The organism is Herpetosiphon giganteus, from assembly GCF_016907925.1.
Classification (GTDB): Bacteria; Chloroflexota; Chloroflexia; order Chloroflexales; family Herpetosiphonaceae; genus Herpetosiphon; species Herpetosiphon giganteus.
Window position 1 is genome coordinate 32355 of sequence record NZ_JAFBCZ010000020.1, and the last position, 25303, is coordinate 57657.

Below are 25303 nucleotides of genomic sequence, written 5' to 3' on the forward strand. Positions count from 1 at the left end.
TGTCAAGTCATCCCTACCTGCCTTGGAGGTTCCATGAAAATCCGATCGCATCGCTCTGGGTTGCGTGCTTTGTCGCTCATCGTCGCTGTTCTTGTGCTGATTTCGGTTGGCGTTGGCGTTGGCAATCAGGCTAAAACCCCACAGGCCATGATCGAACGGGCGTGGGAACAGGCTGGGGCAAGTGGCAGCTATCGCTATCAGGCAAGTATCGAGCAAACAACCTATCCGGTTGCCGCAATCACCAGCGCGGGCAGACAACCACAGGTTGATCATGTGGCGATCGAAGCCACGGTTGATGCAAGCAACCAGGAACTCGAAATGCAGCTGTGGAATGGCGCAGATCGCAATCCCACGAAAGCGCATTCGCTCCGCTTGCATAAAGGCCAGGTGGAACAACGCCAAGGGCTTGGCGCATGGCAGCCAGGTGACGTGCAGGATCTCAATGGAATTGCGCCCGCAGGAAATTTGCTGAGTTTTCTGATTGCTGCCGATGATGTGCAAGTACTCGGTCAGGAAACTCGGGCTTTTGATACGGCAAGCGGAGCCACATTGGATCTGAGTTTAACTTATGATCATGTTGGCTTTTCGCTTGATGGCAGTCGCTTGGCCGACCAACTCGCGCCCATGCTTGAGCAGCACATTCGCGCAAGTCGCAATGTGCCTGCCCATGTTGTGCTCGATGCAGGCCAAGCCTATCGCACCATGCAGGGTCGCGGCGAGCTGTGGATTGACGAAGCAGGCCTGCCGCGTCGCATCGCCTTGACCATTGAATTTCCTGCCCAACGTGGTCAAGGTCGTTCGGTTGCCACGATTGTTGGCGATTATAGCAACTTCGATCACAGCCGTTTAGCGCTTGCTTCAACTCCGTTTAGCGCCGACCCCATCACATGGATGCGGTTTCGTCTGATCGAAGGCTTGCCAGCTTTGCGCCTGTTGATACTGCAAATTGCCAGTATTGGGCTGCTGCTCGCGGTAATTGCGCTTTGGATGCGGCGTTTACACAATCGCACCGTCCATACCTACACCGTGGGTTTGGTCATTCTCTCTTTGCTGACCACGCCCTTGTTCCGCGCCGATGTGACGGCGGCCTTTGCTGCCGAGCAAAAGAGCGAACAAACTGAGCGCGAGCAGCAGATAACCCAACAGCAAGAGCTGCATGATGCCGTCGCCAGCCAAAAAACCAGCGCATGGAACCCCCAGCACAATCCCCAAACCACGCCAGTGCAGCCAGCGCTTGTCGATGCTGAATTAACTGCCTTATTAACCGAACAACCAGCCCTTGCTTTACCAGGCATGCTCGCCTCAAGCGATACGACCGATAGCGATAGCGATGGCCTGACCGATTACGACGAGGCGATTTGGGGTGCTTGCCCCAGCGCAAGTTCAACTAGCGATGCCTGTGCAGGAGTTGCCGATTCCACCGATAGCGATGGCGATGGCCTTGACGATGGCACGGAAGTCCATCAACTTGGAATCTTGCCCGACGAAGCCGATAGCGATGGCGATGTGATCGCCGACAACCTCGAAGTAACGGGATTTACGCTCGGCGGAATCCAGTGGTATCTCGACCCCTATGCCAGCGACAGCAACAGCGATGGCCTGAGCGATGGGATCGAATGTCAAGTTTGGGCTGCGATGTCGAGCGCCTATGATACAACGGCGGCGTGCCCCGATAGCGATGGCGATGGCATGCCCGATGTCTTTGATCTCGATAATGATGGCGATGGGGTCAATGATGCGGTTGATGCCTCGCCCAACGGCGTGATTTCTCAAACCTTCAACGGTGATACGCCGCTTGCATTAAGCATCAGCCAGCTTGAAACCAACAAGCCCGTGTATGTTGATTTTCAAATCACGCCCACGAATCCTGATCATCTTGATTATTTTGGCAGCGTGCTCGATTGGCCAACGGGCGATAGCGCTGGTCAAATTCAGCGCCACTTAGAAACCAACTTCGCCAATACCGACAACCTGACCTTGCGCAGCACTGATGCGAACGCTGCGAACGGCGATATTCGGCTGCTGCCCATGCTCCAAATTCGCATGCCCTACACCAGCGGCCACTACGCCAATTTGCCAGTCAATGCAACCTATAGCGGCACTAATCGTGATCGTGCGGTTGAGGTTGATAATTGGATCGATAGCAGTGCAATTGAGCGCTACGATCTCAGCGTCTACGATTCAAGCAGTGGCGACGGCGAATTATTGGCCTATCTGCCAGTCAGCTATATTGCCGATGAAACTGATGGCGGTGTGGTTGGCTTTACGGCGCGCATGCTCTATCAACCGAGCCAAGGCAGCAACGGGCGGGCAACATGGGGCGCAGCCCACGAAGTGCGCTTAGTGTGGCTCGTTGAAATGTTAACCGATACATGTAGCGACCCAAGCGACCTCAGCACCTGCGAAGACAGCTACGCGATCATCCAAACCTATTACGATACATGGAAATTGGCTGGCTTGACCGTGACTGAGGAACATGGCACCGATACGGCGATTGTCTATGAAAATCCGGTTGAGGATACAAACCTCGCGCTCGATAGCGATTTGTGGGTCGCCAGCTGGAACATGAGCAACAGCTTTTTGCGCGGACGCGATTGTAGCAGCATCAATGGCAGCGGCACATGCACCAGCAATGGGAGCCGCGATGTGACGATCAGCAATTTGGCGAGCAGCATCGATGGCTGGGCAGGCGGGGCCGCAAAGCATGATCTGGCGGTGCAACGCTTTACTTATACCCACCATGATGCCTATGTTGAAGATTTAACGATTACGCGCACGACCGCGTTGTTGAGCAGTGTGTTTACGCCCTATGCCAGCCAAACCAATCCCACCCTGCTTTTTGCCAGCGAACATCAAAGCCGCTCGGTTAATGTTGACGACAGCAGCGTTACAAGTAGCGCAATTACGCTTGATTTTGCTGCGGCAAATGTGCCGTTGGTAACCGAAGCGCGCATGAGTTGGGCACCCTACAGCTATAGCAATGGCGCGTGGGGCAACTACGACCCTGAGCAATATTTAACCCTCTTGAGCACTCTTCTCGTTGACGACGAATTTTTTCAAGCCGATGGCTCAAGCACCAGCCTCGATGACGTAAGCGGCAAGCAACTGTGGGCGCAAAGCTACTATGCAACCTTGCTGCAAGGGCTTTCAGAAACCGTCGAAAGCACAGGCACAGTATTGTGGACGCAGAGCACCGACGTGGATGAAGGCTTGTACTCGCCAGGCTGGCCATCGTCGACTCCGAAGGGCTTTACCTTTATTGGCAACGCCTACCTCAGCACTATCATCGAATCGGTCACCAAGTTTGCTAAATATAAGTCGATGGGCTATAGCGGCTATAGCTTTTGGAGCGTGATCAATCATGCCTATAAAAAGGGCTTTACCCAATATACCTTTGCCTTTGAACGCTTGCTACAAAATAAAAAGAGTATGGCGCTGCATGGATTAATTGGCGTAACCACGATTGGTTTGGCGGTTGGGGCAACCTTGTTTGCGGTTGGCTATCTCACTGGCGATGATGCAAGCTTTCAGGCTGGCGTTTATATTCTGAATGCGGCAACCGTGGTTGGGGTTGGCTTGTATATCGCCAATATGGTGCACAAATTCTATACCCTCTACCAAACAGGGATGGGCGTAAGCGCGGTCTTAAAATCGACGACCATGGCCAATTTTAAGGCGGTTGGCAAGTTTGGCTTGCTGCTGGGCGTGCTGATTCCATGGATCATCTTTCTCGCCACCTCTGGCGACGTGTTGTGGAGTATGATTACCACCGGCGAGGGGGGCAGCATTGCTTTTACGGTTTATGTGGCCTATACAATCGCCAGCACCATTATCACGGTGGTGATGTTTGCCTTGGAATATGTGCCTGGGATTGGCCAACTCTTCTCGTTCCTCTTTTTCATGGTCTATTTTGTCGATGGCATTCTGGCGATTTTTGGCCAGCAAACGGTCTTCGATCGCATGACCGAAGCACTTGCCAAGTTGCTCTACGATGTTGATCTCGTGGTCAAAAATATGGATTCGTCCGATCGCTTGACGCTTGATATTGTTAATCGCAGCCTTGGCAGCCCCGAAGATGGGTTTGTCGTGACCAATAGCATTTCATACACGATGCGAGTCACTAACACCCTGCTGTATGGCACGCAATATTCGGCATCCGATGCGAATAAGGCCTCGTTCCTCTACACACTCGACGATGAGCCAGTCGATTACCATACCCAGATTAGCAAGGGCGATATGCGTGGCGACTGGGTTGCCATCGGCGGGCGCAAAATTCAATTGACCAAAACGATTGAATCGGTCGACGCGTTAGATTTAACGCGAGTTGGCCTCGGCATCAATCGCTCGCTCGATGGCTTGCTCTATTTAAATGAAGCCTATCAAGTACCCTACACTGGCTGCTGGCTTGATCTCTTCAGTTGCAGCACCGAAACCGTTGGTGGCTCCAGTGAAATCAATATTGGGGCCAGCGAAACCCTCGATATTTTGCCGGCAACTGTCAGCGAATTTTATGCGCTCGATTGGAACGAGGATGGAGCGTTGCAGTTTCCCAGCCAACGCGATCACGATGGCGATGGCTTGCTCAGCACGGCGGCGGGCGGGGTTGACCCTGATGATCTGAGCCGCGATGCCGATGACGATTTATTGCTTGATAGCTATGAATTGGCTCAAGGCAGCGACCCAGAAGCAAGCGATAGCGATGGCGATGGGCTTGACGATGCCCGCGAATTGAGCCTTGGCACCAATCCCTTGCGCAACGATAGCGATGGCGATGGGCTTGACGATAAGACCGAAAGCACCACCGGCTGGTTGATTAGCTACACTGATGCCACGAGCAATCGTCGCTATACGCGGGTTTGGTCGGACCCCAATGTTGGCGATATTGATGATGATGGTTTGAACGATTTACAAGAGTTTGTCTATGGTTTCAACCCATGGGTCGCCACCGATGCCTCATTAATTGATACTCTTGTGCAATTTGCCGAGATGAACGTGCAGGAAGATACTGCGGCAGCCGTGTTGTTGCGCTTGGAAGAAAGTGCTGACGCACAAGTATTTGCCAATAGTGCCAGCGCCACCAGCTTTGCCTGTGCCAGCACTGCCAGCTGTCCGCTGGCAGCCCAAAGCGGGCGCTATGGCAATGCGGCCAGCTTCGATGGCAGCAACGATTATCTCGAGGCAAGCGTTCAGCTCAATCCAACGGCTTATACCCAATCAGCCTGGGTCTATCCCACCAGCAGCGATAGCAATTTCCATGGCATTGTCGGCTACGATGGCGGAGTGTTGGCCCAACGCGCACCAAGTATCTACCTTTTTCAGGCCGGGCGGGTGCAAGTTGGTTTTGGCGATGGCAGCACATGGAATAGTCTCTCAACCAGCAGTACCGTGCTCAGCAGCAATGCTTGGAGCCACATTGCCAGCACCTTTGATGGCACGACGATGCGCATCTATATCAACGGGGTTGAGCAAGCCAATTCCACCGCAGCCAGCGGCAAAGTGCCCTATCCAATCAGCACTTTGCGGGTTGGCCGCATCGACAACTATTTCAAAGGCGCAATCGACGAAGTGAGTTTGTTTGATCGGGCGCTTTCGGCCAGCGAAGTGGTTGCGCTTAAGGATGGCCGCTACAATCCCGATGATTTGATTGTGCAGCCAGGCGCAGCCTTGCAGTATTCAACCAACGTCACCAACACCCTAGCCGCCCAAGGCATTCATGGCCATTTGTTGGGCAGCAGCAGCGCCAGCGATCCCGTGGTTGCCCAGCCGAAGATCGCCTTGCGCTTCGAGGATGCGGATCGGAAGAGCGGCTTTAGCCCAGCTTCTGGCGAGAGCGAAGCAGCAACCTGTGTTGGCACGACCTGCCCAGCCAGCGATCTGGTCAGTGGTAGCGATCGCTCGCTGGCATTCGACGGCGTTGATGATCAGCTCTCGATTGGCACGCTGGCCTACGAAACCGCCTTTCAAGCCTCAACCTTCTCGTTCAAAGTAAAATTGAACGCCTTGCCAAGCGCCGGCAAAACTATGAGCCTGATTGCAACCGAAACAACCCAAGCCTATGGGCTGAATGTCTCGGTCAATAGCAGCGGCAAACTGGTCGTGGCGTTAAATGATGTCAGCCCAGCCTTGACTGGCGGCATCACCATGGCCACCAACACCTGGATTACCATCACGATTAATGTCAACGACAAACAACTGCGCGTCTATCAAAACGGAACCTTAGATAGCGGACTCAATAACAATGTACGCTTGCGGCTCGTGGTTGGGGCTGGCACGTTGGGCAATAATAGCGATGGAACTAGCCCATTGCATGGCAATCTCAACGACATCAGCATCATCAACAATAATGCCGAAACCGTCTTTGCGCTTGGCTTCGATGAACATAATAGCAGCCTACGCACCAGTTTTGCCAACACTGCCAGCGGTGGCAGCACCGTCACCTGTGCGACGACGGCAACCTGTCCAAGCTTAACCGCTGGTGTAACCAACGAGGGCCTGCTGTTCGATGGCAGCGACGATTATTTGCCCTTGCCTGCCGTGGCGAGTAGCGCAGCGGGAACAAGCGGCTCGCTGAGCTTTAAACTCAAATTGACGGCGCTCCCAGCCAGTGGTTCCTACTACTATTTACTCGATAATGGCTGTTCAAGCTCGGCGGGCGCAGGCTATTGTTTACGCGCCTTCGTTGATTCAGCTGGGCTAATCTCGATGGGCTTGGTCAACCGCAGTACAACCAACGTCGCCTTTGGGCCATTTTCAACGACCGCTGCTGGCGGCTTCAGTGGCAAACTTGGCAGTTGGGTCACGGTGGCAATTAGCTGGAACCTCGCCGCAGCGGCAGGCGCAACCAGCACCTTCACCATCGCCACAACCTACAATGGCACGACCACAACGGCTAGCAGTAGCGGCACCAGCACCTACTGGCCCTTGATCACGACCGATAGCAATGCGCGGTTTGGGCGACGCGGGAGTGGATCGATGCCGCTCAACGGGGCGATTGACGATTTCGTTGCCACCAGCTACGCGCTTAATTTTGACCAACCAAGTTTTAACGTTGAGCAAATCAATCGGGTCAATGCGGGACGGGTTGCGGCATGTCGGGCATTCTATAGCTGTCCCACTGCGACCAGCGCTGGCAAATTTGGCTCGGCGCTGCGCTTCGATGGCAGCGATGATTATATGGTGCTTGATCATACCTTGGCCAATGATTTCAGCATCGCATTTTGGATGCAATCGAGCCAAACCACGGGCAGCGCCAGCGCATGGTGGCAGGGCAATGGCTTAATCGATGGCGAGGTTGCGGGCAATGCCAACGACTTCGGCATTGCCTTGGGTGATGGCGGCAAAATCTTGTTTGGGGTTGGCAACCCGACAGCCAGCGATACAACCATCAAAGGTGGCAGCGTCGCCAATGGCAGTTGGCATCATGTGGTGGCAACGCGGGTCAAACAAAGCGGTGCGATGCGATTGTATGTTGATGGCGCGTTGGTCGCCAGCGGCACTGGCAACACCGCCAGCCTGAGTGCACCACCCTTCTTGCGCCTTGGCATGATCCAAACGGGCTATAATGCCTACGCAGGCTTGCTCGATGAAGTTGTGATGCTGCCCGCAGCGGTTGATCTGGCAGGTGCACAATTGCTGATGCAAACCACCTATCCCATGATCGCGCTTGCCAACGACTTCACAACCTTCCAACTCGATGCACTTTCGGCCAGCACGGTGAGCGCCGCTGCCACCGTGAGCAGCAATGCGGTAACCAGCCGCCATACATTCAGCCAAGAGGTCGAGGCCGCAATCGATCTTCAATCGACGATTGTGTATCCCGTGACCGATAGCAATGCAGCAAACATGCCGCTGCTCATGCCGTTTGAAGAAGTGCCAGGCGAAACCACATTCAACAACTATGGCACGCTGACGGGCTACAGCCAAAGCAACGACATGAAAACCCCAACCTGCTATACCACGATTGGCTGCCCAACCACAGGCATGCACGGCGTGGTTGGACGGGCAGCATCGTTCAATGGCAGCGGCGATTGGCTCAGCTGTACCTATTCTGGGGTTTTGGGCTTGCCCTGTGCGTGGGGTGAAATCAACATTCGCACCGTGGCGGCGTGGGTCAAGGCCGATCGCGGCACGATTGCCGATTTCCGTGGCTCGCTCGGCAGTAGCGGAATTGAGTTGGATTACAACAGCTTCAAAGTAACAATCAACGGGACAACCTATCGAATCGCGATTGATCTGCCGGAAAATGAATGGGTGCATGTCGCAGCAACCGTCGATATGACCAGCCGCATAGCCAACGTCTACGTGAATGGAGCGCTATCCGGCTCGACCAGCATTGGCAGCAGTGGAACCTACAACGGCAGTTTCCCCTCGATTGGGGCCAATCGGGCAGGAACATTTGGCAACCTTGGAGCCGATGGCGATTTCTTCCATGGCGCGATGGATGATTTGCGTGGCTATACTGTCACGCTCTCAGCCAGCCAAATCAAACAACTCTACACCGAATCAGCACCAGCCATGGCCTTCGATTTCAATGCGGATTCAAGCAGTGCCAGCAGCATTCGCGATAGTTCGGTCAACGGCTATACCGGCGTACTGCGCGGCTCGGTCTGCAATACTCTGACCCTCAATTCTGCCGATTTCGGCAACTTTGGTGCTGATGGGGTTAATATTCGCTTGGAGAGCAGCGATCAACTGATTCTGAGTATCCCGTTGATCACAACTGCCGTGCAACAACTGAATGTGAGCGTGCCAATCTGTGGCCTAGAAACGCTCACCATTGAGCAAATTGCGGCCAATGGCACGGTTTCCTCCTATGCCATGCTGATCTTGAATGCGGACACGACAAATCTCACAACCAGCGCGACCTTAGGCTCGTATCCATTCGACCATATGGTGTTGAACTATAGCTTTGCAACGCCCGCAACCAGCAGCGCACCCAGCCTCACCGATGGCAAAATCGGCCAGACCATGACCTTTGGCGGAGCTGGCGCGGTTGAAGTGCAAAGCCCAACCGCTGTTTCAGCCCTCACCAGCACCTTTAGCCTAAGCGGCTGGATCAATCCAGACGATGTTGCTGGCTTCCAACAGATTATCGCCAGCGGCATGGATGCCAGCAACAATAATGGGTTCAGTCTCGAATTGAACGATAATGCGCTTCAATTCCGTACCTTGGGTGTAAAAACCTATGCCAGCAGCGCCAGCGTGCGCGCCGAAGTCTGGCAGCATATCGCCGTGGTCTTTGATAGCAACTATGATGCGCTGTTTTATGTCAATGGAGCATTACAACAAACCATCGATGGCTCAGCCGTTGCCAAAGCCAACACCGATGATCCAACCTATCTTGGCGGCAGCGCAAGCAGCATTGGCGTATTGCAAAACTTCTTCCGTGGCCAACTCGATGAGCTGGTGATTTATGACCGCCAACTAACCACCGGCGAAATCTATGCTATGTATCTCCGCGATCTGCGTTGGTATAGCGCTCGCAGCGCGGTCGAGCTTCAGGTTGATACCGACGCGCCAAGCATCACCCTGCTCAGCGATGCGGCCTACGTGGCCAATCAACCAACAACGCTGGTCGTCTCGACGATCGATCCAACCTCAGGGGTACGCTTGCTTGACGTTGGGGTCAAACGCCCCAATACCAGTAGTTACAGCTGGTCGAGTGCGTCGCTCTGTGCCGAATCGCTCAGCGTTGCGACCAACGCCGCGTGGTGTTACAGTTTTGACCCGACCAGCCTCAGCGGCGCAGGCAGCTATAGCCTGCAATTCCGCGCCGTCGATGCGGTCGGCAATCAAACGATTTCGCCAGCCTATGCAATGAATATCGATCAGATAGCACCAACCGTCGCGAGCACCTACAACAACCACTGGCAACCGCTCGTCGCCAGTGCCAGCGATGATCTAGCTTGGACAGTGGCGCTCAGCGGCACACTCAGCGATAGTGGCAGTGGCATTGATCCAAGCGCGGCGCAACTGAGCTTAATTGATAGCACGGGCGCTGTAGCAGGGCTAGATCATGCCCAAACTGTCAGCGTCAGCGGCACTACTTGGAGCATCAGCTATGGCTTTGCCAACAAACGCCCATCGGGCCGCTATCAACTGCGTTTCAGTGCCGCCGATGCCGTTGGCAACCAGTGGTCGGGAGTTATTGGGAGCATTCTGCTTGATGGCCGTGCGCCTACCATGGAGCTTGCGCCCGACCTGCTGCCTTCGCGGATTATCAGCACCACACCAAGCCTGAATGGGCTTGTGGTCGAAAAACCACGCTGGGGTGGCGAGATCGCTGCCTTCCCATTTGCCGAAGCCAACGGCGCAACCAGTTTTGCCGATTATTCGGCGAGCCAGCTGACCGCAACCTGTACAGGCCAGACCTGTCCAAGTGGCGTGAGCGGGTTATTTGGCCGTGCGCTCAGCTTCGATGGTAGCAACGATAGCCTGACTATCGCACCAACCACGACCCTTGATCTCGGCACAGCTACCCTCAGCGTATGGATCAAACCAAGCTGGATTTCGGGAACGCTTGGCTATGCGCCGACGATTGCAGCCCAGAGCAACGGCAGCACACCAAATTGGCGCTGGCAGCTGGGTGCAAATTATCGCAGTATGCACCTAACGACGGGGAACACAACGACAAGCCTACCACTCACTATAATACCCAATCAATGGTCGCATCTCGCCTTGGTTCAAGCAGGCGATAGCTGGACTGGCTATCTGAATGGGATCGCGCTTGGCACGGTTGATCAAGCGTTTGGGACGACGACCAACTTGCCACTATACCTTGGCTCGAATGGCGGCAGCCAATTCTTCGCAGGCCAGCTTGATCAAGTGACGATCTACGATCGGGCTTTGTCGGCAGCAGAAATCTATGCCGTGGCTCAAAGCTCGGTTGCGGGAAGTAGCCAAGCTCAGGTTTGGCTGGCTCCCGACGCAACAATGTTGCCCGCCAACCCACGGATCAGCTATGATTTTGCCGACGTTCGCGGGGCAACCAGCTTTACCGACGCAAGCGGCAATGGCCATACTGCAACGTGCACCAACTGCCCAGCCGCAACCACGGGCTGGACTGATAGCGAAGCGCTCTGGTTTGATGGGGTTAACGATGGCCTGAGCGTGACGATTACCAACAATCTGAGTTTGACAAGCTTTACCCAAGCAGCCTGGATCTATCCAACTGGCAGCGATTCGGGCTATCACGCGGTGATGGGTTATCAACCAGGTTCGCTCAATCAGCGTCGCCCACCAAGCATTTATATCAATCAAAAGAATCGAGTTCACGCTGGATTTGGCGATGGCAGTGTCTTTACATCGCTGCAAACCGGCCCCGTTTTGAGCATCAATGCATGGAATCACCTTGCGACGACCTTTGATGGTCAAAACTATCGCGTGTATGTGAATGGCACGGCGGTGTATACCTCGACGGCCAGTGCAGGCCGCACGCCATATCCGGTTTCCAAGTTGGAGATTGGCAAGGCCGATACCTATTTCAACGGATCAATCGATCAGGTCCGAATCTATGATCGGGCATTGTCGGCCAAGGATATTGGGTTGTTGGCTTCAAGCTGGACAAATGCGCCGCTTACGGGGGCAGGCACAGCCAGCGCCGATTGGACATATGCAATTCCCAATGGGCTTCAAGGCCTGTACAGCCTGCGCATGCGAGGCACTGATAGTTTCAGCAACACCGATACAATCGCCACGGTGTGGCGGGGTATGATCGATAGCGTTGCGCCGACGATCAGCCTCAGTGCACTCCATCGCGGTGGTGGCTATGCCGCCTCAACCGTCTATACCGTAACGGCCAGCGATCTGTTCCTTGATCCCGCAACGCTCAGCATGCCATGTCAACCGCTAACCAGCAGCCTGACATCCAATCCCATGAGCGGCACAAGCACATTAACGGCGACATGCAGCCTTGCAGGCCATCAACAAGGCCTCGTAAACGCAAGCATCCGCGATGTGGCAGGCAACGATGCAACTGCCTCGTTGCAGTTGCCAACCCCAACGCCAAGCTCAGCAATCGTCATTTCAACGCCAGCGGGCGTGATCACAACAGCACCCATCAGCATCACGGGCGGAGCCTATGCACCCGCTGGCATTCAACACATAGCAATCACGATCAATGGTGATAGTGGAGACACGCTTCAATTTGGCACGGGCATTACGAATACCCTCTGGGCCACAACCTGGCAGCCACAAGCGAGCGGTCACTACACCATAACGGCTATCTTGACCGCTGTTGACGGCGGCATCTCGACCGCTACGAGCAGCATCACCGTGCGCGATGCCTATCAACTCATAGCCAATCGAGACGGGAGCGGCACTGGCCGAATCACCAGTATGCCCGCAGGCATCGATTGTGGCGGTAGCTGTGCAGCCTTCTTTGCTGCCAGCACGGTCATTACGCTCACCGCCCAACCAGATCCAACGTCACTATTCAATGGCTGGAGCGGTGCATGTAGTGGCCAGACAGTCTGTGCTGTGACCATGAATCAGGCTCAAGCTGTGACCGCAAGCTTTCGCCTGAACACGTATCCACTCAGCATCGATTTCGCAGGCGATGGCGCTGGCACGATCACAATTATGCCAGCAGGCCTCCAATGTAACGAGCAAACGCCCACATGTTTGGTGATGGTCAATGCAGGAACTGTCGTGACCATCACCGCCGCGCCAATGCCAACCAGCCGCTTTGTTGGCTGGAGCGGCGCTTGCAGCGGGGCAACGATAGCATGTATTAGCATGATCGATCAGGCGCGGCAGGTGACGGCTACCTTTGCGCTGCTTCCGCCAACGGTCACACCAACGATCATGCCAACGGCGACTCCAACCAGCACGCCAACGATCATGCCAACGGCAACCCTAACCAGCACGCCAACCGCGCTGCCGACATTAACCACAACGGCTATCCCAACCAGTTCAGCGACGGCAACGCTGACCTCAACCAGCACGCCAAGTCCGACCGCAACCGCGACGGTCACGCCAAGCGTTTCAGCCACGGCAACAACCAGCCCAACGAGTTCGGCCACTGCGACCATCGCAAGCACGCCGACCCATTCAGCAACGCCAACAGCTACGCCCAGCGTCGTTGCACCAAGCTATCAGATCTATCTTCCAATGACAATCCACGGAACGCCATAGAACGGAGTCGCAACCGCCTAATTAAACCCAACCATGCCCATGCACCTAAGCAAACGTAGGTGCATGGGCAATACACTCGAACAATACCCAACCAAGCATCCAGCATCGGCATCAAGTGCCTAAACCTAAATCGTGCCTCCCCAGTCACGTTGAATTTAAGCAGTTGCATCGATTCAAGTCTCCTCAATCTATTCCAAATAAAACAGATGTGCTATGATGGAGTTATATTTCACAGGAGCTTGATTAAGTATAGGAGATGCAGATGAATATTGCAGCGTTTCGCCATTTCTACGACTATCACTTTGCCGAAAACCGCCAGCTCTTGGAATATTATGTCGCGCAATTATCCGATCAGCAGTTTATCCAAGAAGTAGCATATTCGCTCGGCTCGGTGCGCAACCAACTTGTGCATTTGATGAGTGTTGATCAAACCTGGTTTAGTGGCTTGCGTGGCGTAGAATTTCCCGAACCACTTGATCCCAACGCGTTCCCTAATCTGGCCACCTTGCGCAGCTATTGGGCTGGGGTTGAAGCTATGATGCGCGAGTATTTAGCGAATTTGCAGGATGCAGATTTGCAAACCAAACCGCTTGATGGCGAAGATGAAAATTTGATTGTCTGGCAAGTATTATTGCAAGTTGTCAACCATGGCACCGATCATCGCGCCCAAGTGCTGCGCATGTGCCACGATTTTGGGGTCAAAACCAGTTCACAAGATTATATTTTTTATGTCTATGACAATCCTTCAGCCTAAAAAAATCGGCGAGCCACCTCAAAATAGGTAGCTCGCCAAACTACCTTTTAGGCGAGTTGCGCGGTTGGGCGGCGGGGGCGATTGTTGTAGTAGAGCACCAGCCAGCAAACGAGGGTAAACATCGCCAAAGCCACAAAACCATAGCTAAACGAGCCAGTTTGTTGGCGAATGTAGCCCAGTAGCAAGGGCGGGAAGAAGCCGCCCAAGCCACCAGCCGCACCCACCAACCCAGTCACAATCCCAACTGATTGCGGGAAATATTCGGGCACAAGTTTGAATACGGCCCCATTGCCTAAGCCAATTGCCGCTGCCATGCCTAGCGCACCAATCGTAAATGGCACAACATTGTTGAAGGCCATTAAGCCTGCCATACAGGTCGTAATCGGAAAGACCCATTTCAAAATTGTATTGCCGCCAACTTTATCGGCCAAAATCCCGCCAACTGGGCGCAAAGCCGTCGCCACTAGCACAAAGCCAGCGGTGCGCAAACCTGCATCGGTTTTGCTCAGACCAAATAAATCGGTCAACAAAGTTGGCAAATAGACTGCCATGGCCACAAAACCACCAAAGGTCAAAAAGTAGTAGAGGCTCAAAATCCAGCTTTTGGGGCTGCTCATCGGCTGTAAAATTTGGCTTAGACTTTTGACTTGGCCTTGGCGCGGCGCATTGCGGGCAAAGAGCATAAAGCAGATTAGCCAAACCACGGTCAAGGCCGAAAAAACCCAAAAGCCCCATTGATAGCCCAAATTGGCCGCCAGCACTGGTGCACCAAACGCCGCCAACGATTGACCTGCATTGCCAGCACCATACACACCCAAGGCAAAACCTTGGCGTTGCGGTGGATACCAACCACTGACAAAGCCAACCCCAACCGAAAAACTCGCCAGCGCCAAGCCACAACCAAAGGCCGCAATTAGCAGTTGATTGTAACTTTGCACCCAGCCCATGCCAAGCGATGGGATAATCGCGCCAGCCATCACGGCACTAAACACGATCCGCCCACCATAACGATCAGTCAACATCCCCAGCGGAATCCGCCCCAAACTACCAAGCAAAACCGGCAAGGCCAGCGCAATGCTGACCTGAACGGGCGTAAGATTCAAATCGGTTTTAATCGTTGGCATCATGGCCGAAACCGAGCCAAATATTGCAAAACAGACGGCAAACGCGCCGGTTGCGAGAATCAGTTGGCCAAGATTGCCACGGGGTTGGCCCTCGTTGGCGGTTGCTTGAGCATTCATTGCAAGGCTCCTATCAGTTGGGCTTTCGATCAAGCTTGTAGAGAAATCTCAGCAAGCCAAGGTTGAGCAGCAAACAGATGCAGCTAAAAATCAGGGCTGGCAGTGGCACACCGCTATCGCCACCAAGATACGAGTTCATGGTGGCGGTCAACAGCCAAAGCTGCACAATATCGATGATCAACACAATGCTTAAAATGCCATGGACGATGGTCATTTTTTGCTGGCGGGGAAAGCGTTGTTTCATATGCTGCGTAGCTCCACGGCGGTTGCAAAAATCTCATCGCCACGCACTTCGACATGAATGCGCGGCAATGGGCGTTGTGGCGGCCCAGCTAATGGGCGGCCTTCAGCCAAACTAAACGAGCCATTATGGCAGGGGCAGCCAATTTGGTTTTCGGCAACATTGGGAATCACGGCGCACGAAAGATGAGTACATTTTTGGCTATAGGCGAGCAAGGTATCAGCATCGGGGCGCACTAAAATGCATGGCTCATGTTCGTTGGGATAGTGGAACACCAATGTGCCGCCAACCGGAATTTCGCCAAGGCTGGCAATTTTTTGGGCTGGTGGTGGCGCTGCTTGGTTGCGCTGCCAATTTTTAAACAAAATCCAAAATTGGCCTGCACTAAATGCCGAGCTAATCAGCACCAAAAATTTGGCAAATTCTCGCCGCGAAACATAATTATCTTGGGCGACATCAATCGGGAAATCTTGCCGCCATTGCGGCTGTTCGCTCAATGGCAAGCCATCGGGCGCAAGCGAAAGTTCATCGTGGTCGCGAGTCATAATCAGCATGTCCTTTCAATCTTAGGTTGCAACAAACAGCGTTTGATGGCTTATTCGTCGTGCATCATCAAGAAAATATCGTGACCACTGGTGTGATCATGCATAGCCGAAAGCACGTCGATGTGTTCTGGTTGGGCTGTTCGCGGCACCATCATGTGGACTTTGGTGCTGATTGTTTGCTGACCAAATTGAAATTGATTGATTGGCATCGAGCGGGGACGTTGGGCTTCAATTTGCTCGCGTGTGCCATAGTATAAAGCACCACTTGGGCAGACCGAGGCGCACATCGGCGCTTTTCCTATCGAAGTTCGGTCATAACACATATCGCATTTCATCATCAGTTCAGCACCACTATTCATCTTGGGCACGCCAAACGGGCAGGCCAGCACACAGTTGTTGCAGGCAATACAGCGTGGTTTACGCGCAGTTTGCACCACGCCATCGGGCGTTTTCTTAATGGCATCAGCAGGGCAAACCTCGGCGCAGGTTGGCGAATCGCAGTGCATACATACCACTGGCGCGGTTTGGGTCGAATAGTGCCGATTCACAAATTCAAGGTGAATCATGGCCTGACCTTTGTGGGTGTCGCACTCGCTACAGGCTTGGACACACGATTGGCAGCCGATGCAACGGCTGGGATCGATAAAAAATTCATACTGGGCTTCAGGCATGGTAGGCTCCTATTGCTGAGGCTCAAGTTGGCTGGCATAGGCTGGTGCTTGGCTGGCTTTGATCAAGCGCACAGCACAAACCTTGTACTCAGGAATTTTCGAAATTGGGTCTTGAGCGGCGATCGTGAGACGATTGATGCTCTTTTGGCCAGCCCAGTGATAGGGCACAAAAATCGTATCTGGGCGAATCGTGCGCACAACTTGCGCCCGCAAGGTAATTTCGCCACGCCGAGTTTGGGCCGTCACCCAATCGCCTTCTTGGATGTTGAGCCGCATAGCAAGTTGCGGGTGTAGCTCAATTCGTGGCTCGGCATATTGATCAACCAATGGGCCAATGCGGCGGGTTTGGGTTCCCGACAGAAAGTGGCTAATCACGCGGCCAGTTGTCAGCATCAAGGGATATTCTGCATCAACATCTTCGGCGGGCGGCGTGTAGGGCGCAACATTGAAGCGCGCTTTGCCATCGGGGAAGTAGAACGGGCCAGCGCCTTTGGCCACCGGATTCCAAGAATTTGGCTCGAACAGACGCGGCGTGCCGGGGTGATCATCGCTGGGGCATGGCCAGAATACTCCATTTTGGGCTTCAATTTTTTCATAGCTAATTCCTGAGTAATCGGCAACGCCACCTTTCGAGGCGCGGCGTAATTCCTCAAAAATCGCCCGTGGCCCATCAAAGGTAAAGCCTTTGCTACGGCCCAATGCTTGGGCAATATCCTGAATGATGCGCCAATCTTGGCGGGCCTCACCTGGGCATTCAATCGCTTGATTGATTTTAATGACCCGACCCTCTGCTTGAGTAACAGTCCCTTCATCTTCCTCTTGCAGCGAGCCAGGCAACACAATATCAGCATGGCGCGCGCTATCGTTCAAGAAGAAATCAATCGAAGTATAAAATTCCAGTTTATCGAGCATTGCGCTGACGTAATCGCTATCGGGCAGCGAAACCTTGGGATTGAAGCACAAACTCAGCAAACCTTTGATCTCGCCAGTTTCGATTTTGCGGAAAATTTCGTAGGCATCAACGCCTGGCTGGGGCATTTCCTCGACAGGCATATCCCAAATGTTGGCAATATGTTGGCGATGTTCAGGATTGGCCAAATCGCGCCAGCCTGGCAATTGATCACATTTTTGGCCATGCTCGCGGCCACCTTGGCCATTAGCTTGGCCAGTAATCGTGGCATAACCACAATTTGGCCGCCCGATGCGGCCCGAAGCCAGCACAAGGCTAATCGCGCCCAACACGTTTTGCACGCCATGGGTATGGTGTTCGATGCCGCGGGCGTGAGTCATAAACGAGGTTTTGGCCGTGCCCCACCATTCTGCTGCTTGTTGAATACCCTTTTCAGCAATCCCCGTTACCTCGGCAGTGCGCTTGGGAGTCCAATCGGCAACATGTTCGGCTACAGCTTCAAAGCCAACCGTATGATTGTTAATAAATTCATGATCAAGCCAATCGTGTTTGATCATCAGGTGCAAAATGCCGTTGAAGAGCGCAATATCACGGCCTGGCTTAATTGGCAAATACAGGTCGCAAGTGCGGGCAATTGGCGTGATGCGTGGATCGACGACGATAATTTTGGCTCCATTTTCGCGTGCTCGCCAAACATAGCTGGTGGTGATTGGCGCACATTCGGCCACATTCGCCCCGCTAATCCAAATCACATCGGTATGGAGCATATCGTCCCAAGCGTTGGCGGCGCGGTCGATGCCGAATGATTTTTTGTTGGCAGCGCCAGCGCTCACCATACACAAGCGCCCGTTGTAATCGATATAGGGCGTTTTGAGGCACATGCGGGCAAATTTGCCCATCAAATAGGTTTTTTCGGTGGTCAAACTTGCGCCAGAGAGAATCCCGAAGGCGCTATTGCCATATTGGGCTTGAATGCGACCAATTTCGCCAGCCACGCGCTGAATCGCTGCATCGTAGCCTATTGGCCGAAAACCGCCGCTACTGGCTGGATCGCGCTCCAAGGCGGTCAATAAGCGATCTGGATGCGCCCCTTGCAAATAGCGCTTCACGCCTTTGGGGCAAAGCATACCTTGATTAAACGGGAAGTCATACCACGGCTCGAAGCCAATCACAGTATTATCTTTGACTTTGAGTTGAATGCCACATTGCTGGCCACAAAAGCAACAGTGGGTTTTGACCAAGCGATCTGGCTCAACGCCAGCCTCAAGCCGTTGGCCTTGGGCATGGGCGAGATGCGGGCCAAACACGGCAATCATCTCAAGTTCAGAACGGGGAAGCTGTGCCATATCGAAAACTCCTCACAAACCTAAAAATGCAGATTGGCCTGATCTTCATGGCCAAGCGGGCCTTCGCTGATAACGGGGTTGCCAAAGCGCGGGGCGGCTGGTTGCTCGTGCATACTCGAAAACATTTGGTCGCCAAAATTGCCTTGCCACTGTTTGGTTTGAGCCAAAACGAACATCGCGCGGCGGCATGGCGGGCAAATCCATTGATAATGTTCGACTTCGCCCGCAACTTCGTAGCGAAAACCAAGTTGCTTTTGGACGCTAATTAAATCTTCGACGTGCATGCGCGAGGAATAAGCCTCGCCACAACGGCGGCAATGGGCTTGCTCGCTGGTTGCGCCTGCATCTTTATAGAAGGTTGCGCCAAGTTGCGCGGGGCGCTGGAAGATGTGAAAAAACTTGCCAAACGGCATATACAGCAAGGTAAAAATCACGGTAATTGCGTGCAAAATCGCAATAAAATCGAAGGCATAGCCACGCATCCAAGTATAACTGGCGGTCAGCATCACGCCGGTCACGCTAATTGCAAACAGTAAAATCAGCGGCAAAATATCTTCAACAAATTGCTGCACCGAGGCCGCGCCATGGTCGCGCATGCGCCGCCACATCGCCAGCATCACGCCGAAAATCACCGCGAACGACGACCAAACCAAGCCATGAAACATCAAAAAGGCAAAAATCGAATCGACGGGGAAGTCGAAGAGCGCAAAGCCAAACAGATAGGCCCGATACGAATCCAACGAGCCAGGCACGCTGGCGAAGTGCAGCCAGCCAAAAACTAAGGGAAACGTGATTGCGACAGCGACAATACAGCCCCACATAATGAACCAGTGAGCCAGCCAGCGCAGCTTGCCACGCTTCCAAATAAAGCGATTAGCGGCAAAATCGCTGCTAGTGCGGGTAAATAAATTGCGCATGTTGGTCAATAAGCGCTGAGGTTTAAAAAACATTTGCCAGCCGCGTTTCCAATACATGGCGGTTGGCGGGCGTTGCAGCCACATCGTGTAGCGGTAGGTAATGCCAAAGGTGGCAAAAAGCGTGGCAAAGGTGTAAGCGACAAGGGCTGCATCAAAATGCGCAAGCTCGCGCGAGCCAACCGCAATCATAATTGCAAGGCTGATTGTTGTTATGCAGCCCCAAAGAATCGCTTTGCGAACGGGGTGGCGTTTGACCATCGGGTGCTCCTTGAACCAAAACGACACTGTTGTTTTAAGTTGGCACATTGGGGAATCACAAGCAGGATACTCGCGAATGCCCCGCAACAATGTAATCAGCTAAATACCTGAGGATAAAAACTCCTTACAATGCAGTGATTAATGTCAGATAGGCTTGCTGGATGTGGCCTACCGACTCAAACGAATAGCCTTCGTCGCTGAGCGTTTCATGCAAAATCACCGGAATTCGGTCGGTCACACCAATTAAATAGCTCGCTGGCGGCAACCGTTTGAGCGTGGTGATGGTGCGTACCATCGGTTCTGGCGGCTTGAGGCCACGATTATCCAAAACGACACAGGGCTTGGCTGGATTGAGTTGGTCGGATTGTTGGGCTTCGCTATTGGCAACGCGCCTAATAAATACCAACCAATCATCGTCTGTATGTTGATAGGCCCAGGCTTGATAGCCACGGCGATCTAGCCACTGATACAGCGGGACTGGCTCGAAACCACTGCGCAACAGCAAAAGCTGATCGGCGGCGAGGGCAAGTGTTGCCGGAGTAATGAGCGCCAGTGGATTTTGGGCGGTTGCTTGGGCTTCGCGCACATCAAGCAGCGCTGTAATGTGGCTCAATTGCAGCCATGCTGGAGGCGTGGTTGGATCAGGCTGCTGATCAAAATCTTCAGCAAGTGGCGTACCCACAGCTGGCTCAGGCTGGGCTTGATTGAGCGCTTGCAGCAAGCTCGCAGGCTCAATCTTGGCAATTTGGGCTGCCTGTTCAACCGTAACCATACGCGCAAACACCCGCCGCAACAGCGGATTGCGCAGCCGTTGAAAGGCTGTATGTTGGGACACAAACACCTCAAGCAAATTGGGATAGCGCTTGAGAATATCGGCGACCGTCATCGTAGCAGTAATCATGGATACCTCGCGGGCTGAATGCCTTGTTTGGCGAGTCTAGCTCCAGCAGGTTGGTTTCGGCAGCGACTTTTCTCACATGACGCTGGTGTGAGAAAAGTCACGCCCTCGATTCGCTCAATTTGCTACGCTCATGCAGAGGTTAATTGTTGAAACGAGGATGCTATGCATGTGCCCAGCCAAAACTATAATCATGCCCGCAACGTGTTGATTTTGCTGTTGATTGCCCAAGGCTTTCTGTTGGCTTGGGCTGGCCTACAAGCCAGTATTGCCCCGCAGCTGATTGGCTTTCCCTACAGCCCCAACATCTTAAGTTTGACCCACCTGATTACGCTTGGATGGGCGAGCTTAATCTGTCTGGCGGCCTTGTATCAGCTCTTGCCAGTGCTGTTGCAACAACCCTTGGCGTGGCGCAGCATGGTCGATTGGAGCTTTGGCGCATTTGTCATTGGCAGCGGCATCTTTAGTTGGGCCTTTAGTCAGGCGGCAACTCATTGGCTGATCAGTGGGGCTAGCTTGATGAGTGTTGGCTTGGTGGCTATTTTGGCAAGCTATGGCCGCACGTTATGGCAAGCACGCCAGTGGGATGTAACGACGATTGGCATTAGTTTAGCATTAACTACCTTAGCAATTCAACTCCTAATCGGCATTATGCTGGTGATCAATCGTTCGGTCTTGCTTTGGCCAAGTTTGGTTGCTTATGGCCCACTCGGCCATGCCACGCTAGGAGTGCTCGGTTGGTTTAGCACGCTAACCTTGGCCTTGAGCTATCGGTTATTGGCAATGTTCAGCTTGGCCCATGGCTATGTTTGCCGCTGGCGCTGGGTTGCAGTGTTGGGCATGAACGTGGCGGCGTATGCAACCGCTATTGCCCTATGGCTGCAAGCTTCAAATATCATTATGTTGAGCTGCGCTAGTTTAATATTGGTCAGTCTTGGGGCATGGTTGACTGATATTGGTTCGATTTTGCGCCATCGGATTCGCCGCCAAATCGAAGGCCCGATTAAGCTGTTTATTGCTGCTGGCGTATGGCTGCTCTTCTGTAGTGGCTGGGCGTTTGGCGCAGGCTTAGGTTGGTTGCCCGGAAGCGGGGTTAAGCAATTCCAAGTTTTGTTTATGGCTGGAATGCAAGGCTGGATTGGGCTAGCAATCATGACGATGTTGCATAAAATCATTCCATTTTTAATTTGGATTGATCGCGCCAATCGCCCAACCCAGCATGTGCCAACCACCGCCCGCGAATTGTTCTTGCCCCAACTCACCGCTGCCTCAATTGCAAGTTATGGCTTGGGCAGCGGCTTGGTGATTCTCGCTGTGATAATTAATAGCGTTTGGGGCTTGCGCTTGGGCAGTGGCTTGATTGCCGCTAGCGGCCTAGCGCTGGTGCTCAATTGCTGGCATGGGCTGCGTGCAGAACATAGAGCAAAGAGCATAGAACAAAGAAAAGTATGAAGGATGAGGGATGAAGTCAAAAACCTATAGCCCATAGCCCATAGCCTCAATGTTGAATAATCTGTGCAATCTGTGGCTAAAAACTTAACCTTCGTGCTCTTCGTGTCCTTCGTGGATCAAAAAATAAACCTTCGTGATCTTCGCGTTCTTCGCGGTTTCTAAGCTAGGGTCGGGGATCACAAATTAAACATCATCCTCAGCATAAACGATATTGCAGAGTGGCAGCACCTCGCTGCGTTTGACCCGCCGCCGATGACGGGGATTAGGCGCAAGCTCAGCGTTAGCGGTATATTCGTGGAGTTTGCCGCTACGAATCAGCCGAATAACCCGTTGAGTCGCCACATTGCTGCCAACCAACGCTGCATCAGGGTAGAGCAGCTGCGCCGCCTCGGTGATCGTAATTAAATCATCTGCATCAAGCCATGCCAGCACCGCCCCACAAACCGCGCCAATTCCTGGCTGAGTCCAAAATTCTGCCGGAATAACTGGTTCGGCGCTCAACGGCGCTTGCCACAAAAGACGACAAACATCATCGAGCACGCCCTTAATTTCAAAATAACGGGCCACACCGGCAGTTTCGCGCTCGATTTCGCCATTAGCAACCTGCACCAAAAGCGTCAGTTCTTGCTCCAACAAACTTGGAGCCATTGTTGAATTGGCGGAAGCGCCACCCCACCATAAATGCTCAGCCAGCCGCTGCTGCGCTTGCATCACCGTCGCCAAGGTTGTTTGAATAATCAGCGTAGCATCAGATTGCATACCCCATCCTTACGAAATTAATTTTTCAATATACGTATATTACATCAATATACGTATATTATCAAATAATAGCAGGATGTGGATTGCGGCTAGGGCTCTGCATAATAATCCTCGCTATACGGATCATCATACAAATAGCCCAATTCAACCACCTCGTGGCGTTTGCGGCGGCGCGGTGGGCGCGGCGTAGCCAGCGGATCAACGGCTGGTTGGGTCGATCTTTTGAGTTTCGTTTGCGCTTGCGCGCGCACTTCGGCGCTAATATCGTGATAAAAGCTAAGATCATCGATTTCCCACGGCTCATCAGGAAAAAGGATTTGCCAAACCCGCAGCAAAAAAGCATGAACATCATTCGGTCGGTCAAACTGGATGTGCATTGAATCCCATGCATAATAAAATTCATGCCTCATCTGTTCATCATAGATATTCAAGCAATAGCGCAGCGATTCTTTCATCCAATATTGGGAACGAACGTAATATGGATGTCGGGCTGGTTCGAAATATGGTTTTGCATAGGTTTCGATAAATCGCACCTGATTTTCCACGTCGTCCATGGGGAGCCATTTTGACAAATGCTCAATACCACTATTCCAAGTACTAAACCATAAGTTCTCATAGACGAGTCGGCGATCAACCTTAATTGGCTTAAAACCCATAGCCCAAACTCTCACTAGATAACCATCATTGCTCTATTCTACCCACGTTTTATTGCAATAGTTCACAATTTCAAAAATGCCAAAAATTTCTGTATATTTAACTCTTGACAATGCTGTGTATTACACAGTATTATAAAAACCATGATAGTACAAGCAACAGAACAAGAGGGATACGAAAAGTTATCCCAAGAATTACGGCGGGGAGTGGTGATTTTGGCGGCGCTAAGCCAGCTGCAAACGCCCCAATATGGCTACTCGCTGATTGATCGCTTGGCTGAACGAGGCTTTAACATCGACCAAGGCACGCTCTATCCGCTTTTGCGCCGCTTAGAAAGCCAAGGCTTTTTGGATAGCATGTGGAATGTCGAAGGCTCTCGTCCACGCCGTTACTATGTGATTAACGAGGCAGGTCGCACAATTCTGGCCCAGCTCAGCCACGATTGGCAAAGCTTGGCCGAAGTGATGCAACGCCTCTTAACTGATGAAGGAGTTTAAGGTGGATTTGATTGAACGATACCTTGGCGCGGTCAGCAATTATTTGCCAGCCAAACAGCGCAACGATATTTTGGCCGAATTACGCTCGTCGATTTACGATAGCCTTGAGCGCAACGACCAAGCGCTCGACGATCAGGCAGCTGTCGTTGCGACCTTGCAAGCACTCGGCGAGCCAGCCAAGGTTGCTGCTGCCTATGGCAATAATCGCCAATATTTAATTAGCCCAGCGCTGTTTCCCCAGTTTCGCTCGGTCGTCTTGCTGGTGTTTAGCATTATGATCGCGACCCAGCTTGGGTTGGCGCTGCTTGGCTCGCTTGGCAATCAGCGGCTCAATATCATTAACACAATCTGGGGTGTGATTGGCAATCTGCCTGCAACTTTTGGGCTGATTGTGGCGATTTTCTGGGGCTTGCAACAACTCGAAGTTGAGGCTGAATTTGAACCGAAAAAGCCCTTTGACCCGCGTAAATTGCCAGCAATTACGCCAGCCAGTGAAAAAGTTGGCCGTGGCTCGCAATTATTTGGCATTGCAGCGCAAGTTATCTTGCTGGGCTGGCTGATGCAATTCCAGGCTGAAGGTGGCTTTCGCTGGTTCAGCGGCCAAGGCTTGTTTGAAAATCCAGTCATTAGCCAATACTTTGCCTTGGTCGTTGTTGCCAGTATTGTCAATATTGTGGTCGATTTGGTGGTGCTATGGCGTGGGGTTTGGCAAACAAGCACCAGAATTGCCTCGCTCGCAGCCAGTGGCTTGAGCTTAATTGTGCTGTTTTTGCTGATTCAAGGCCATTCGGCATGGCTGGCAAATGCTGGTTATCCGCGCTCGCTGATTCAGCTAAGCAAGCTTGGCGATATGATTCGCGAGAGTAATATGGCAATTGGCATGAGCGCGTTCTACTATGGCCTGACCTTCACGGCGTTGTTTGTGATTGTCGATGCCGGCTATACCGCCTACAAGTTGTATCAAGAACGCAGCCACGCACAACAAAACGAGGTCGTAGTCACCGCATAACCAAGCAAATCCAACAC

Annotated in this window: 14 protein-coding genes; 5 read left to right on the top strand and 9 right to left on the bottom strand. The window is 52.9% G+C overall.

What is annotated here, in order from left to right; translation table 11 throughout:
* Positions 1 to 33: 33 nt before the first annotated feature.
* Positions 34 to 13134: a LamG-like jellyroll fold domain-containing protein gene (locus tag JOD20_RS17380; RefSeq protein WP_204756482.1), complete on the top strand. Its 13101-nt coding sequence runs from the start codon at positions 34 to 36 to the stop codon at positions 13132 to 13134.
* Between the two features lie 262 nt (positions 13135 to 13396).
* The gene (locus JOD20_RS17385) at positions 13397 to 13888 is read left to right on the top strand and encodes a DinB family protein (RefSeq protein WP_204756483.1); all 492 of its coding nucleotides are present in this window, start codon (positions 13397 to 13399) and stop codon (positions 13886 to 13888) included.
* Between the two features lie 47 nt (positions 13889 to 13935).
* Here the strand turns inward: JOD20_RS17385 and JOD20_RS17390 are convergent, their stop codons facing one another.
* The 7 genes from JOD20_RS17390 to JOD20_RS17420 all read right to left on the bottom strand — a co-directional run bounded on the left by JOD20_RS17390 (position 13936) and on the right by JOD20_RS17420 (position 20918).
* Positions 13936 to 15129 (bottom strand): MFS transporter, encoded by a 1194-nt coding sequence (locus JOD20_RS17390; RefSeq protein WP_239583915.1) that lies wholly within the window; start codon positions 15127 to 15129, stop codon positions 13936 to 13938.
* A gap of 13 nt (positions 15130 to 15142) precedes the next feature.
* Positions 15143 to 15373: a DUF6755 family protein gene (locus tag JOD20_RS17395; RefSeq protein WP_054532605.1), complete on the bottom strand. Its 231-nt coding sequence runs from the start codon at positions 15371 to 15373 to the stop codon at positions 15143 to 15145.
* Entirely contained in the window at positions 15370 to 15924 is a 555-nt protein-coding gene (locus JOD20_RS17400; RefSeq protein ID WP_239583916.1) for a QcrA and Rieske domain-containing protein, read from the bottom strand. Before JOD20_RS17400 ends, JOD20_RS17395 begins: the two co-directional genes overlap by 4 nt.
* Before the next feature lie 41 nt (positions 15925 to 15965).
* A complete protein-coding gene (locus JOD20_RS17405; RefSeq protein WP_204756537.1) occupies positions 15966 to 16586 on the bottom strand; it encodes a 4Fe-4S dicluster domain-containing protein in 621 nt (206 codons plus the stop codon).
* Between the two features lie 9 nt (positions 16587 to 16595).
* The gene (locus JOD20_RS17410; protein WP_204756484.1) at positions 16596 to 18842 is read right to left on the bottom strand and encodes a molybdopterin oxidoreductase family protein; all 2247 of its coding nucleotides are present in this window, start codon (positions 18840 to 18842) and stop codon (positions 16596 to 16598) included.
* A gap of 20 nt (positions 18843 to 18862) precedes the next feature.
* Positions 18863 to 20017: a hypothetical protein gene (locus JOD20_RS17415; protein ID WP_204756485.1), complete on the bottom strand. Its 1155-nt coding sequence runs from the start codon at positions 20015 to 20017 to the stop codon at positions 18863 to 18865.
* 124 nt (positions 20018 to 20141) lie between these two features.
* Positions 20142 to 20918: a DUF2249 domain-containing protein gene (locus JOD20_RS17420; RefSeq protein WP_204756486.1), complete on the bottom strand. Its 777-nt coding sequence runs from the start codon at positions 20916 to 20918 to the stop codon at positions 20142 to 20144.
* Positions 20919 to 21080: 162 nt separating this feature from the next.
* Between JOD20_RS17420 and JOD20_RS17425 the strand changes: the two genes are divergently transcribed.
* Entirely contained in the window at positions 21081 to 22367 is a 1287-nt protein-coding gene (locus JOD20_RS17425; protein WP_204756487.1) for a hypothetical protein, read from the top strand.
* A 183-nt stretch (positions 22368 to 22550) separates the two neighbouring features.
* Here the strand turns inward: JOD20_RS17425 and JOD20_RS17430 are convergent, their stop codons facing one another.
* Both JOD20_RS17430 and JOD20_RS17435 read right to left on the bottom strand, forming a co-directional pair.
* Positions 22551 to 23126 carry a helix-turn-helix domain-containing protein gene (locus tag JOD20_RS17430; protein WP_204756488.1) on the bottom strand — a complete coding sequence of 192 codons (576 nt, stop codon included), beginning with the start codon at positions 23124 to 23126 and terminating at the stop codon, positions 22551 to 22553.
* A gap of 89 nt (positions 23127 to 23215) precedes the next feature.
* Entirely contained in the window at positions 23216 to 23503 is a 288-nt protein-coding gene (locus JOD20_RS17435; RefSeq protein ID WP_204756489.1) for a hypothetical protein, read from the bottom strand.
* 420 nt (positions 23504 to 23923) lie between these two features.
* On the opposite strand from JOD20_RS17435, the gene JOD20_RS17440 reads away from it, so the two are divergent.
* Complete coding sequence (locus JOD20_RS17440) at positions 23924 to 24277, top strand: PadR family transcriptional regulator (protein ID WP_204756490.1); 354 nt, start codon at positions 23924 to 23926, stop codon at positions 24275 to 24277.
* A gap of 1 nt (position 24278) precedes the next feature.
* Positions 24279 to 25286 carry an HAAS signaling domain-containing protein gene (locus JOD20_RS17445; RefSeq protein WP_204756491.1) on the top strand — a complete coding sequence of 336 codons (1008 nt, stop codon included), beginning with the start codon at positions 24279 to 24281 and terminating at the stop codon, positions 25284 to 25286.
* The last annotated feature ends 17 nt before the right edge of the window (positions 25287 to 25303 follow it).

Coding starts and splice junctions, on each gene's coding strand:
- JOD20_RS17380 (WP_204756482.1), top strand. CDS start 34: ATGAAAATCCGATCGCATCGCTCTGGGTTGCGTGCTTTGTCGCTCATC.
- JOD20_RS17395 (WP_054532605.1), bottom strand. CDS start 15,373: ATGAAACAACGCTTTCCCCGCCAGCAAAAAATGACCATCGTCCATGGC.
- JOD20_RS17415 (WP_204756485.1), bottom strand. CDS start 20,017: ATGGTCAAACGCCACCCCGTTCGCAAAGCGATTCTTTGGGGCTGCATA.
- JOD20_RS17440 (WP_204756490.1), top strand. CDS start 23,924: ATGATAGTACAAGCAACAGAACAAGAGGGATACGAAAAGTTATCCCAA.
- JOD20_RS17435 (WP_204756489.1), bottom strand. CDS start 23,503: ATGCACATCCAGTTTGACCGACCGAATGATGTTCATGCTTTTTTGCTG.
- JOD20_RS17430 (WP_204756488.1), bottom strand. CDS start 23,126: ATGCAATCTGATGCTACGCTGATTATTCAAACAACCTTGGCGACGGTG.
- JOD20_RS17410 (WP_204756484.1), bottom strand. CDS start 18,842: ATGGCACAGCTTCCCCGTTCTGAACTTGAGATGATTGCCGTGTTTGGC.
- JOD20_RS17420 (WP_204756486.1), bottom strand. CDS start 20,918: ATGATTACTGCTACGATGACGGTCGCCGATATTCTCAAGCGCTATCCC.
- JOD20_RS17385 (WP_204756483.1), top strand. CDS start 13,397: ATGAATATTGCAGCGTTTCGCCATTTCTACGACTATCACTTTGCCGAA.
- JOD20_RS17425 (WP_204756487.1), top strand. CDS start 21,081: ATGCATGTGCCCAGCCAAAACTATAATCATGCCCGCAACGTGTTGATT.
- JOD20_RS17405 (WP_204756537.1), bottom strand. CDS start 16,586: ATGCCTGAAGCCCAGTATGAATTTTTTATCGATCCCAGCCGTTGCATC.
- JOD20_RS17400 (WP_239583916.1), bottom strand. CDS start 15,924: ATGCTGATTATGACTCGCGACCACGATGAACTTTCGCTTGCGCCCGAT.
- JOD20_RS17390 (WP_239583915.1), bottom strand. CDS start 15,129: ATGAATGCTCAAGCAACCGCCAACGAGGGCCAACCCCGTGGCAATCTT.